The sequence below is a fragment of the Zwartia sp. genome, from assembly GCF_049655405.1.
In the GTDB taxonomy this organism is placed as follows: domain Bacteria; phylum Pseudomonadota; class Gammaproteobacteria; order Burkholderiales; family Burkholderiaceae_B; genus Zwartia.
The window spans coordinates 332,049-344,380 of sequence record NZ_JBASJR010000008.1; the positions used below are offsets into that span (position 1 = coordinate 332,049).

10 protein-coding genes are annotated in these 12,332 nt (G+C 54.9%); 4 read left to right on the top strand and 6 right to left on the bottom strand.

The annotated features are described in order from the left end of the window. Positions 1–50: 50 nt before the first annotated feature. Positions 51–2,948, top strand: a complete 2,898-nt coding sequence (gene uvrA, locus WBJ47_RS05510; RefSeq protein ID WP_422243177.1) for an excinuclease ABC subunit UvrA — start codon at positions 51–53, stop codon at positions 2,946–2,948. On the opposite strand, the gene WBJ47_RS05515 is transcribed toward uvrA, so the two are convergent. From WBJ47_RS05515 to WBJ47_RS05530, 4 genes are read right to left on the bottom strand one after another with little or no spacing between them, the layout of a single operon-like run. Then, on the bottom strand, positions 2,945–3,790 hold the full coding sequence (locus WBJ47_RS05515; protein ID WP_422243178.1) for a hypothetical protein: 846 nt from the start codon (positions 3,788–3,790) through the stop codon (positions 2,945–2,947). The genes uvrA and WBJ47_RS05515 overlap by 4 nt on opposite strands. Positions 3,791–3,806: 16 nt before the next feature. Then, entirely contained in the window at positions 3,807–4,946 is a 1,140-nt protein-coding gene (locus WBJ47_RS05520) for a deoxyguanosinetriphosphate triphosphohydrolase (RefSeq protein ID WP_422243179.1), read from the bottom strand. A 5-nt stretch (positions 4,947–4,951) separates the two neighbouring features. Beyond that, positions 4,952–6,040 carry a 3-dehydroquinate synthase gene (gene aroB / locus WBJ47_RS05525; RefSeq protein ID WP_422243180.1) on the bottom strand — a complete coding sequence of 363 codons (1,089 nt, stop codon included), beginning with the start codon at positions 6,038–6,040 and terminating at the stop codon, positions 4,952–4,954. Then, a complete protein-coding gene (locus WBJ47_RS05530) occupies positions 6,028–6,747 on the bottom strand; it encodes a shikimate kinase (protein ID WP_422243181.1) in 720 nt (239 codons plus the stop codon). Before WBJ47_RS05530 ends, aroB begins: the two co-directional genes overlap by 13 nt. Positions 6,748–6,826: 79 nt before the next feature. Between WBJ47_RS05530 and WBJ47_RS05535 the strand changes: the two genes are divergently transcribed. After that, on the top strand, positions 6,827–9,268 hold the full coding sequence (locus WBJ47_RS05535) for a penicillin-binding protein 1A (RefSeq protein WP_422243182.1): 2,442 nt from the start codon (positions 6,827–6,829) through the stop codon (positions 9,266–9,268). Between the two features lie 28 nt (positions 9,269–9,296). Here the strand turns inward: WBJ47_RS05535 and cyaY are convergent, their stop codons facing one another. Further along, positions 9,297–9,626: an iron donor protein CyaY gene (cyaY, locus tag WBJ47_RS05540; RefSeq protein WP_422243183.1), complete on the bottom strand. Its 330-nt coding sequence runs from the start codon at positions 9,624–9,626 to the stop codon at positions 9,297–9,299. Between the two features lie 33 nt (positions 9,627–9,659). On the opposite strand from cyaY, the gene lptM reads away from it, so the two are divergent. Beyond that, on the top strand, positions 9,660–9,893 hold the full coding sequence (lptM, locus tag WBJ47_RS05545; protein ID WP_422243184.1) for an LPS translocon maturation chaperone LptM: 234 nt from the start codon (positions 9,660–9,662) through the stop codon (positions 9,891–9,893). Between the two features lie 87 nt (positions 9,894–9,980). Further along, positions 9,981–11,294, top strand: a complete 1,314-nt coding sequence (lysA, locus tag WBJ47_RS05550) for a diaminopimelate decarboxylase (protein WP_424585260.1) — start codon at positions 9,981–9,983, stop codon at positions 11,292–11,294. A gap of 9 nt (positions 11,295–11,303) precedes the next feature. Here the strand turns inward: lysA and WBJ47_RS05555 are convergent, their stop codons facing one another. After that, complete coding sequence (locus WBJ47_RS05555; protein ID WP_422243484.1) at positions 11,304–12,326, bottom strand: histone deacetylase family protein; 1,023 nt, start codon at positions 12,324–12,326, stop codon at positions 11,304–11,306. Positions 12,327–12,332: the final 6 nt, after the last annotated feature.

Genomic DNA, 12,332 nt, shown 5'->3' on the forward strand with positions numbered 1-12,332 from the left:
ATTTACGCGTCAGCACGGTATAGTACCAAGTTGGCTTTCAAAAACGTGTCATGGACGAAATCCGAATCCGGGGTGCCCGCACCCACAATCTCAAAAACGTGTCTCTGGACCTGCCCAGGCACAAGCTCGTGGTCGTCACGGGACTGTCCGGCTCGGGCAAATCCTCGCTCGCCTTCGACACCTTGTACGCCGAAGGACAGCGCCGCTACGTCGAAAGTCTCTCGGCGTATGCCAGGCAGTTTTTGCAGCTGATGGACAAACCGGATGTCGACCTGATTGAGGGTCTGTCTCCGGCGATTTCAATCGAACAAAAGGCCGCGGGCCACAATCCGCGCTCCACCGTCGGCACGATTACCGAGATTCATGACTACCTGCGACTGTTGTATGCCCGGGTAGGCACCCCGTATTGCCCCTCACACGGACTACCGCTGGCCGCACAAAGCGTGAGCCAAATGGTCGATAGCGTGCTGACTTGGCCCGCCGAACGCAGGCTGGCGATCCTCGCGCCGATCGCTCGCACTCGCAAAGGCAGCTTTGATGATGAATGCGCGAGTCTGCAGGCACAAGGTTTTGTGCGCGTGCGCGTCGACGGAGAAATGGTCGACCTCGACAGCATGCCTGAGCTCAACAAAAACGAAAAACACGATATCGATGTCGTAATTGATCGCCTGCGCATCAAACCAGAGAGCAAGCAACGTCTGGCAGAGAGCTTTGAGACGGCGCTGACGCTCGCGCAAGGGCGAGTCGTCGCACTCGACATGGACACTAACGAAGAGCACCTATTCTCGAGTCGCTACGCGTGTCCAGTTTGCAGCCATAGTCTGCCCGAACTCGAACCACGTTTGTTTAGCTTTAATAACCCTGTTGGTGCCTGCCCAAGCTGTGATGGTTTGGGACACATGGGATTTTTTGATCCTAAACGCGTTGTGGCCTTTCCCGAGCTCAGTCTCGGCTCGGGCGCCATTCGCGGTTGGGATAAACGCAATGCGTTTACCTTTTCGATGTTGTCTAGCCTGTCGACACACTACGAATTCGATATCGAGGCCACCTGGGAAAGTCTTTCCGAGGAAATCCGTCAGATTGTGTTGTACGGCTCCGGAACAGTTGAGATTCCATTTTTCTACTTGAATGAAAATGGTCGCAGTACCGTCAAGCGCCACACCTTTGAGGGGGTCATCCCTAACCTCGAACGTCGCTGGAAAGAAACCGACTCCTCGGCCGTGCGCGAAGAGCTCGGTAAATATCGCGCTGTCCAAACCTGCCCGGTTTGTCATGGTTCGCGTCTGCGTGCAGAAGCACGCCATGTCCGCATTGGTGACGAGCGCATTGCGCCTCCTGCACAGTTGCTCGACACGCCCGAAGGAAGCAACTGGCAAGAGCAGGGCCTGGCGATTTATGAAGTCGAGGCACAACCGCTCTCGACTTGTCTGAAATGGTTTCAAGACCTCAAGCTGACGGGTGCGCGCGCAGAAATCGCGCAGCGTATCGTCCGAGAAATCGAAGCACGCCTGAGCTTTCTGAATAACGTCGGTCTGAACTATCTGTCCCTGGATCGGAGTGCCGACACAATCTCCGGTGGCGAAGCACAACGCATTCGCTTGGCCAGCCAGATCGGCTCCGGCTTGACCGGTGTGATGTATGTTCTGGACGAACCCTCGATTGGTCTGCATCAGCGTGACAATGATCGTTTGATCGCCACCTTGCATCACCTGCGCGATCTGGGCAATAGTGTCATCGTTGTCGAGCACGATGAAGACATGATTCGCGAAGCCGACTGGGTCGTGGATATGGGTCCCGGTGCAGGTGAGCACGGTGGTCAAATCGTCGCGCAAGGCACCCCTGCACAAATCGAGCAAAACCCCGACTCACTCACGGGTCAGTACATGAGCGGCGCGCAAGAGATCGCGGTCCCTAAACGACGTCCTCTGGATGAAGAGCAAAAGTGGCTCGAGCTGACGGGTTGTACGGGCAACAATCTCAAGTCAGTGGATCTAAGGATTCCAGAAGGAAAATTTGTCTGTATCTCAGGCGTTTCCGGTTCGGGTAAATCCACGCTGATCAACGACACACTCGCCATCGTGATGTCTCGTGCCTTACATCATGCGCAAGCCGAGCCTGCCCCCTATACCGGCTTGAACGGTCTAGAGCATTTCGACAAAATCATTAGTGTCGACCAAAGTCCAATCGGTCGCACGCCCCGCAGCAACCCGGCAACCTACACGGGCATGTTCACTCCGATTCGCGAATTGTTTGCCGGCGTACCTGAATCGCGCACGCGTGGTTACGATCCGGGGCGCTTTAGTTTTAACGTCAAAGGTGGTCGTTGCGAAGCCTGTCAGGGCGATGGCGTGGTCAAGGTTGAAATGCATTTCTTGCCGGACATGTACGTCCCTTGTGACGTCTGCTCGGGTAAGCGTTACAACCGCGAAACCCTCGAAATCCGCTATCGCGGTCGCAATATCCATGAAGTGCTCGACCTCACCGTCGAGCAAGCGCTCACATATTTTGAAGCAGTCCCTGCTATAGCGCGCAAGTTACAAACACTCATGGATGTCGGTTTGTCCTATTTGCGCCTGGGTCAGAGCGCCACCACACTTTCTGGTGGCGAAGCGCAACGCGTTAAGCTTTCTCTTGAGCTATCCAAACGGAGCACGGGGCAAACGTTCTACATTCTGGATGAACCCACTACAGGTCTGCACTTTCACGATATTGCCTTATTGTTGCGCGTGCTCAATCAGCTTGTCGAAGCAGGCAATACGGTGGTGGTGATTGAACACAATCTCGATGTGATCAAAACCGCCGACTGGGTGATTGATATGGGGCCTGAGGGCGGCAATGGTGGTGGACAAATTGTTGCGCAAGGCACGCCCGAAATCATCGCAGCAAGTGCTGCGAGTCATACGGGGCATTACCTTGGCAAGGTGTTGTCTCGCAAAAAATCTGCTTAAGGCAAGCCGAGCAAGCGCAACGGTACTGCTGCGCTAGAAGGACACACGCCTGACTCGACGATGGGTAGCGCCGAATTGCATATGTGCGCATCGGCGAAACGATCTGCAGGATAAGGACGTCCGACATCAGCCTCTGTTCCCGGCATTTGTTTGCCATCCCAATAACCCCAGGCGACTTGGACAGAGGTGGACTGGCGGCAACCACCTTGTGTCTGTGCATCGCAAGCATTGAACAAAGCCGTCAAGGCATTGCCGGCAGAAGGATGCCCGCAGACCGCCGCCTGGGTCTGTAACACACCGCCCCCTTGGACAGTACCTTGCGATGACACCACTGTGGCTAGCCAGCCTGCTGAACAATGATTGTCAAAAGAGACCTTGGGCGCCAGACTGGCACTGGTGGACAAATAATAGGCTTGAACTTGACTGGTCACCTCACGGCCTGCGCGTGTGTCAGCAAAGCCCATTGAGCACTGGTTTCGCACACCCATCGCGTTGGCTTGGCAAACCTGCACCAGCGCCAAAAGATGCTCACCTTCTTGCGCCTGTCCTCCCGTCATCACTGCAGCCGCCGTGGTCGGGGCTTGGGAAGGCGCGGCGGTCCATGCAGGAGGCGTGGGGTCTGGGGCAGCCGAAAAATCTACCTGTCCAGGCATCGGGGGAGTATTGGCGGCTGTCGGGTCAAAATTGGACGTTGGTGGTGCCACAGGAATTGCAACAGGCGCTGTAGGCGCACCTGCGCGCTCAACCGTTCGAATCGGTGCAGCAGACTGTTGCGCGCACGCAGACAATAAAGCGACACTTGCAACACTCAAGGTTAAAAAAAGCTTGCGCGTGGATGTCATAGCGATCTCCCTAGTACTAGTCAAACTGATTGCCCATCCGAAACAACCGGTGGTGCTCGCGAATCGCATAGCGATCCGTCATCCCTGCAATGTAGTCGGCAATCGCACGCGCCTGTGCAGCCGCATCCTCATGCCGATAATCAGGTGGCAACAAACGCGGCTCATGTACAAAAGCATCAAAGAGCTCCCGTACGATGCGTCGCGCTTTATTGGTCATTCTCATCACCTTGTAGTGACGATACAAATTTTCAAATAAAAACTTTTTCAACGCATCGGCCTCGGCTCGCAAGGCTGGAGAAAACGCCACAAGTGGACCGCAAAGCCGTGCCGCGTCAGCACTCACAGGCGCGGCAGCGAGCAAATTAGCCTGCGTCGTCTGCGTGACATCAGTGATCAGCGTATTGATCATGCTCCGAATCGTTTCAGCAACAACCCGCCGCTCATTAAGTGTAGGCCACTTCTGAACCATCGCCGCATAGTGACGCTCAAAAATTGGCACGGCTTGCAATTGATCAATCGTCAGCAAACCGGACCGTAAACCATCATCAATGTCGTGATTGTTGTAGGCAATCTCGTCGGCCAAGTTGGCAAGCTGCGCTTCCAACGACGGTTGCGTTCGATCAATAAAACGTTGTCCCACATCGCCCAGCAATCTGGCGTGTGAAAGTGAACAGTGTTTGAGGACGCCTTCACGTGTTTCAAAACACAAGTTCAACCCATTGAAAGCCGCATAGCGTTCCTCGAGCGCATCGATCACGCGCAAGCTTTGCAAATTGTGTTCAAACCCCCCAGCCTCGGGCGCAAACTCACGCATGCAGGCGTTGAGTTCATCCTGACCTGCATGACCAAAAGGGGTGTGACCTAAATCATGCGCAAGCGCGATCGCTTCGGTGAGATCTTCGTTGAGACGCAAACTACGGGCGAGCACACGGGCAATTTGTGCAACCTCAAGTGAGTGTGTCAGTCGGGTGCGAAACAAATCGCCTTCGTGGTTGATGAAGACCTGTGTTTTGTACTCTAGCCTTCTGAATGCACCTGCATGGACAATGCGATCACGGTCGCGTTGAAACTCGCTCCGATTGGTGGGCGCAGGCTCTGCGTGTCGACGACCACGACTCTGTTCGGAACGTGAGGCGTAGGCAGCGAGTTCCGTCATATCGATCAAACCGTATTACGCAGAATCACGCGCTCGACTAACTCAGCCGGCGCGCCACATCGAATCGCTTCACCTATCTTGGGCATCAAGACAAAGTTGATTTCACCGGCACGGGTTTTCTTGTCACCTCGCATTAGCGAGAGCCACTGTTCCACGCCCCCAAGACGCGGACCAACCGTCGGACATCCAATGGCCTCGACCAGTTTGCGCACACGCTCTACGTCCGCAACGGGAAATCCTAATAGCTCTGCGGACAAATCCGCCGCCATGATCATGCCCGTTCCAACCGCCTCACCGTGCAGCAAGACGCCATAGCCGGAACCCGCCTCAATCGCATGCCCAAAGGTGTGACCAAGATTCAAAATCTCTCGCAAGCCGCTTTCGCGTTCGTCTTGGGAGACGACCCAGGCCTTGAACTCGCACGAGCGTCGGATCGCGATCGCCAACAAGTCCGGTTCGCGCGCGCGCAGACCGGCTGCATTGTTCTCGCACCACTCAAAAAAGGGTGCATCTAAAATCAATCCGTACTTGATGACCTCCGCCAAGCCCGCGGACATTTCACGGTCGGGGAGTGTTTTCAAGACATCGGTATCAATCTCAACGGCGATGGGCTGATAGAACGCACCAATCATATTTTTACCGAGCGGGTGATTGACTGCGGTCTTGCCTCCCACCGAAGAATCCACCTGAGACAATAAAGTCGTGGGCACCTGCACGAAGCGCACGCCTCGCATATAAACAGCAGCGGCAAAACCTGCCATATCGCCAATCACACCACCACCGAGCGCCACAATGACGGTTCGCCGATCCAGCTGTGCACCCAACATGGCATCAAAAATCTGATTGAGTGTTTCCCAGGTTTTGTGGGCCTCCCCGTCGGGCAAGATCACCGGCACAATACGCTTGCCAGTCTGAGCCAGCACCTGCATGACCTCATCACCTAGCAACGCATGAACAACAGGGTTCGTAATCAGTGCAATGGACGTGGCGTCCGCTGGAATCGAAGCGGCCAAGGTGGCCAAGCGACCCGGCGCGATATTGATCGGATAATGACCACCCGGAGTGGCCACCTGGACAGTTTCTACGGTGTGCATGGCTTATTCTCTTCTGTGTGACTGGCGGCAAAATCGGCACGCATGCTTGCTGAGGAGTTGCCTGGGCGGCTTTGGGCGCTTCGATCAATCGCTTTATCGACCTGCCTGAGTTGCTCAATAATGTGGGCGACGAGATGATGAACAGGTGTTGTCCCAGTGTCGACCACGACATCCGCCACAGACGCATAAAGCGGCTCGCGCATCTCCAGCAAGCTACGCAAGGTTGCCTTGGGGTCTGGCGTGGCGAGCAGGGGGCGATTGCGGTCCCTGCTCGTGCGGCGAAATAGCTCCTCGACACTGGCGCGCAAATAAATCACTATTCCTCGGCTCTGCAAAGCGCGACGATTTTCCTCAGCCAACACTGCGCCACCGCCCGTCGCCATCACCAAATTGGGCCGGACCGTGCAATCATCGAGCACTTGGCATTCACGTTTACGGAACCCTTGCTCACCTTCGATCTCAAAGATCACAGGGATCCGAACTCCACAACGCGCCTCAAGCTCATGATCAAGATCGATAAACTCTCTGTGCAAGACTCTGGCAAGCGCCTTTCCAATGGTGGTCTTGCCCGCCCCCATCATTCCGACCAGAAAAATCGGACTGTCATGGTCCAGCGGACCTGCACTTTGGGGCAGATCCTGGAGATCGGAGGAGGGGTTCGAGTCGCCAGAGGGGTTCGGTTCGGGCGCAAGCGCTTCATTATTCATGCCGACATTATCCCATTGACAGCCCCGAGTCCCAAACTGATCCGGGCAAACCCTCTCAAAACCTTTAAAATGTCCGTCAATGAGCAAATATAACCACCCCCTCGACGATGAAGACCAGACCGAAGACAAGCCGAAAAGCTCGTTTCTCGTCAGGTTTTTACTAAAACTCACCATCCTGTCAGCAGGATTGACCTTGTGCGGCGCCTTGCTGCTTGGGATGGCGCTTGCGTTGGCCTGGCCCAACCTGCCAGACCTCAACGCGATGACCGACTATCGGCCACGTGTGCCGCTTCGCGTCTACACAGCAGATAAAGTGCTGATTGGTGAGTTTGGCGAAGAACGTCGCAATGTCCTGCGCTTTGATGAAATCCCAGATGTCATGAAATCCGCGGTCCTTTCCGCAGAGGACGATCGTTTTTATCAGCACGGCGGGATTGACTGGATTGGCGTTGTTCGCGCAGGACTCACTAACCTGATTTCGATGCAGAAAAGCCAGGGCGCCAGCACGATCACCATGCAGGTGGCACGAAACTTCTACTTGTCTTCCGAAAAAACGTGGTCCCGCAAGTTCTACGAGCTATTACTCACCTTCAAAATCGAAGCCAGCCTTTCAAAAGACCAGATTCTCGAGCTGTACCTCAACCAGATTTATCTCGGACACAGAGCGTACGGCTTTGCTGCCGCCTCCCGCGCCTATTTAGGGAAAGAGCTTTCAGAAATTACCCCAGCTGATGCGGCATTGCTGGCGGGCATTCCTAAAGCACCCTCGCGCTTTAACCCCATTGCCAACAAACCACGGGCCGTTTTACGCCAGCGCTATGTATTGGGTCGCATGCATTCACTCGGCTATCTGACCGACGCAGAATACAAAGCGGCCTTGGCGCAACCCGTCGTCATCAAACCTTCGCAGGGCACCCCTGCAGGCGGCTATGCCGTACACGGTGAATACGCAGCTGAGCTTGCACGCCAGCTCATGATCAGTATTTATCCTGACAATGTCTACACACGCGGATTGAACGTCTACACCACCATTCACTCCAAAGACCAAAAATGGGCCTATGACTCCTTGCGCGAGGGTGTGCTGGACTACACCCGCCGCGCGCCTTATCCTGGCCCAGAGGCACAACTCACCGTCCCAGCGGGTCTCGAGGATGACGCCGCCAAGCTGGATGAGTTTTTGGACGGTGTGTTTGACAAACATCCAGACCGCACAGACATGCTCACCGGTGTCGTGCTCTCAGTCAAACCCACTGAGGTCCGTGTCGCTCGCAGCTCAACCGACATCGTTGTGATCAATGACAAAAAAGCGATCGGGATCATCGCGCGTGCGCTTAACCCCAAAGCACCTGCCGCTCTGCGGCTGCAACGCGGTTCGGTCGTGTATTTGCACAAAACCCCCGCTTACTGGGAAATCCTGAATCTCCCAAGCGTACAGGCGGCTTTTGTAGCAATGATTCCCCAAGATGGATCACTGAGAGCGATGGTGGGAGGATTTGACTTTTTTCACGGCAATTTCAACCGCGTCACTCAGGCCTGGCGTCAACCAGGCTCTGCCTTCAAGCCGTTTATTTATGCAGCGTCTCTTGAGCGAGGCTTAACGCCCGGTACGATGATTTCGGATCAGCCTTTTGAACTCACTGCAGAGCAAACGGGCTCAGGCAAAGCGTGGACGCCTAAAAACTACGGTGGCGAATACGGTGAAATGATGTCGATGCGCGAGGCAATTGCCCGCTCCAAAAACATGGTTTCCATTCGCATCCTTCAGTCTATTGGTCCTCAATACGCGCAAGAGTTCATTGCCCGCTTCGGCTTTGACAAGTCCAAACATCCTGCCGTCTTACCAATGGCGCTTGGCTCAGGCGCAGTCACCCCCATGCAGCTAGCGGCAGGTTTTTCCGTATTTGCCAACGGCGGCTATCGCGTCACACCTTATCTGATTGATCACGTCACCGACGCAAGCGGTCAGGTGCTAATGCGCGCCAAACCCATTGTGGCGGGAGACTCAGCAGCACGTGCGATTGACGCACGCACCGCTTATGTCATGGACGATATGCTGCGCGGCGTGGCAACGTCGGGCACAGCTGCGCGCTCAAGACAGGTGCTCAAGCGTGGCGATCTCGCGGGTAAAACAGGCACCACCAACGATTCAGTCGACGCGTGGTTTGCAGGCTATACCCCTCAGCTAGTGGGTGTGGCCTGGCTCGGCTACGACCAGCCTAAATCACTCGGCTCGCGTGAAACAGGCGGAGGCGCCTCCTTGCCTGTATGGCTCGGTTACATGCAAAATGCACTGAAAGAGTTTCCAGAGCAAAAGCGCGGCCCGCCACCTGAAGGCTTGATTATCGAAGGGGGAAACATGTATTTCAAAGAGTTTCCACCCAAGGAATCCGTGAAAAGCCTGGGTGATCCTAAGCAGGATTCGTTGGGTGACTTGCTCGATAGCTTAGGCGGCGACAGCAATGGCAATGACCGTGGTAGCCGTAACAACAGTAGCAACCGCCGCGAACCTATCGGAAACTAATTCATGACCAGACCACCAGGCAGTGTGCTTACAGAGTGACTGTGAGCGTCTGCCCGGTTTCGTCTGAGCAGATTTGAGACAGCAGCAAATGCAGATCGCTTCCGCCGCGCGTATCTTTCCAGTGCTGACCATCAAATTTATAATGGAAACCGCCTGAACGCGCCGCGAGCCACATCTCATGAAGAGGCGCCTGGCTATTAATGACCACCTGGTGACCGCTTTCAAAAATGAGGTTTAGCACGTTGCCGTTTCGCTTGGTTTCAACATCCAGATCAAGTTGTTCAAACCAATGATCGGCTTGAGCCTCTATTGCATCTAGAATGGCGGTTGCCCGTGTGTGAAATTCAGTATCGTTCATAATCCTTGGTCCTCAATATTGAGGGAGTGTGCAGTGATTCACAACATCCATCGTCGCAGTTTTGCAAGCATTGTAGCGATGCTCGCCCTCACAGGGTGGCTCGCTGGCTGTGGCTTCAAAGGACCACTGTATCTGCCGCCACCTAAACCAGGGGCGTCCAAACCGGCTGACGCACCACAAACCGCGGTCAGCCAAACGACTCCCAACCCTGGTGCACAGGATCCAAATATCAATTCAACTGTCACGCAGACCAACAATAAACCTTGATCGGCGTGGTCAAGTGACGCAGCCTCTGGCACCTGTTGTATTGTGCTTGAGTGCGTCCGCTAAACCCTGAATACCCACAGCCCTAACATGACCGCTTCAATCACTGCTTCCCACTTTATGACAACCGCTGCCACACCTGCTGGATTTCCCCACTTTCACTATCAAAATGGTGAACTCTTCGCCGAGGGCGTCGCGCTGTCGACTCTCGCGCAACAGCTCGGAACCCCTCTTTACGTATACTCGCGCGCAGCCTTAGCGACGGCATGGTCCTCTTATCAAGAGGCCATCGGCGCGCACCGCGTCTTGGTGTGCTTTGGCATGAAAGCCAATTCAAATCTCGCCGTTTTAAAAGAGTTTGCACGCTTGGGTAGCGGCTTTGACATCGTCTCTGGTGGCGAGCTCGCCCGCGTTCTCGCGGCTGGCGCCAACCCCGCCAAAGTCGTATTTTCGGGTGTCGGCAAACAAGACTGGGAAATGCAGGCCGCACTCGAAGCTGGCGTAAAGTGCTTTAACGTTGAGTCGCTCCCTGAGCTCAAGCGCCTGTCAGCCGTAGCGACACGTATGGGCAAAGTCGCCTCCGTATCGCTTCGTGTCAATCCCGATGTCGATGCGCAAACGCATCCTTATATTTCTACCGGTCTCAAAGAAAATAAATTCGGCATTGCGATCGAAGAAGCACCCGCTGCCTATCAACTGGCCACCACTTTGCCAGGCATTCAAGTGGTGGGCGTTGATTGTCACATCGGCTCGCAGATTACCGAGGTCAGCCCCTATCTGGACGCGCTCGACAAGCTTCTCAAGCTCATTGAGCAACTCGTGAGCCTAGGCATCACCCTCAAACATCTGGATTTGGGTGGCGGTTTGGGTATTCGTTATGACGACGAAACCCCGCTTGCACCCAAGCTCTTGCTGGACAAAGTATTTGCGCAACTCAAAGCGCGCGGCTTTGACCATCTCGAACTGGTGCTCGAACCCGGTCGCTCACTCGTCGGCAATGCTGGCGTACTCTTGACCTCCGTGCAGTTTCTCAAGCACACCGAAGCGCGAAATTTTGCGATTGTGGATGCAGCGATGAACGACCTGATGCGTCCCGCCCTGTACGAGGCGTGGCATGGCGTGCTGCCACTCAAGCCACGCACCAGCGAGCAAACACTCTATGACGTCGTGGGCCCAGTATGCGAGAGTGCAGACTGGTTAGCACGTGCGCGAAAGCTCGCCCTTCATGAGGGCGATGTCCTTGCGATTGAGTCTGCGGGCGCCTACGGTTTTGTGATGGCGGGCAACTACAACAGTCGCCCACGTCCCGCTGAAGTGATGGTCGATGGCGAGCACTTTTATGTCATTCGCCAACGTGAAACCTTTGCCGACCTAATCCGCGGCGAAAGCTGTCTGCCAGATTAATGCCGCAGACTAAGCGCGGGAAAGAAAGCCGTTAAAAAAGCTCACGGTGTTGGTCGCAAGTGTCTCAAGGTGATAACCACCTTCTTGCACCACCAGCGTGGGCAATCCCAATGCAGCCACTTGCTTGCCCAAGCGATTAAAACCCTCGGTTGTCACGGCAACCTTGGTCTGCGGATCATCCTTGTACACATCAAAGCCCAAACACAATACCAACGCCTCTGGCTTGAACGCTTCGATCGCCTTCAGTGCTTGTGCGACACGTTCAAAAAATACTACTTCGCTTGAGCCATGCGCCATCGGCAAGTTGAGGTTGTATCCCGCGCCTGTGTCGGCGCCAGTCTCATCTTCAAAGCCTGCTGTCACAGGGTAGAAATTCGTTGGATCACCATGTACGGATACATACAACACATCGTCGCGGTTATAAAAAATCTCCTGCACACCCTGACCGTGATGCACGTCGGTATCCAAAATCACCACGCGTTTAAATTTTTCCCGTAATAACTCGGCAGCAATCGCTGCATTATTGAGATAACAAAAACCACCTGCTGCATCTTTGCGCGTGTGATGGCCTGGGGGGCGACACAAGGCATAGGCCTTGTCATCACCTTGCAAAAGCGCATTCGCGCCCGCAATGGCGGACTGCGCGCCCCAATAGACGGTAGTCCACGTATGTTCACCCACCGGGCAACTTCCGTCCGCCAGATACTTGCCCGCCTTGGCCAAAATACCCCGAAGCGCGTTGGGTTCGCGCACATACACGTTGGAAATCACCTCATCACCCCAGTCCGGACCGACTTGCTTCCACTCCGCGTGTGCGTGTTGCAGGAACGACAAATACGCCGCATCGTGCACGCGCAACAAAGGCGCCATGCCAAAGTCACTGGGTTCATACACGGGCAGCTTGAGTTCAGCGAGACCTTTTAAAATTTGCTCGGCACGCTCAGGAATCTCTTGAGGCACACGCATCTTGCCCCGCGACAAATACGTTTGTGGATGATGCAACTTTTGCTTGGGGTGAAAAAAGCTCTTCATCGAGTC

Bases quoted from the DNA above. Each gene is read 5' to 3' on its own strand.
- uvrA (WP_422243177.1), top strand. From the start codon at position 51: ATGGACGAAATCCGAATCCGGGGTGCCCGCACCCACAATCTCAAAAAC.
- WBJ47_RS05515 (WP_422243178.1), bottom strand. From the start codon at position 3,790: ATGACATCCACGCGCAAGCTTTTTTTAACCTTGAGTGTTGCAAGTGTC.
- WBJ47_RS05520 (WP_422243179.1), bottom strand. From the start codon at position 4,946: ATGACGGAACTCGCTGCCTACGCCTCACGTTCCGAACAGAGTCGTGGT.
- aroB (WP_422243180.1), bottom strand. From the start codon at position 6,040: ATGCACACCGTAGAAACTGTCCAGGTGGCCACTCCGGGTGGTCATTAT.
- WBJ47_RS05530 (WP_422243181.1), bottom strand. From the start codon at position 6,747: ATGAATAATGAAGCGCTTGCGCCCGAACCGAACCCCTCTGGCGACTCG.
- WBJ47_RS05535 (WP_422243182.1), top strand. From the start codon at position 6,827: ATGAGCAAATATAACCACCCCCTCGACGATGAAGACCAGACCGAAGAC.
- cyaY (WP_422243183.1), bottom strand. From the start codon at position 9,626: ATGAACGATACTGAATTTCACACACGGGCAACCGCCATTCTAGATGCA.
- lysA (WP_424585260.1), top strand. From the start codon at position 9,981: ATGACCGCTTCAATCACTGCTTCCCACTTTATGACAACCGCTGCCACA.
- WBJ47_RS05555 (WP_422243484.1), bottom strand. From the start codon at position 12,326: ATGAAGAGCTTTTTTCACCCCAAGCAAAAGTTGCATCATCCACAAACG.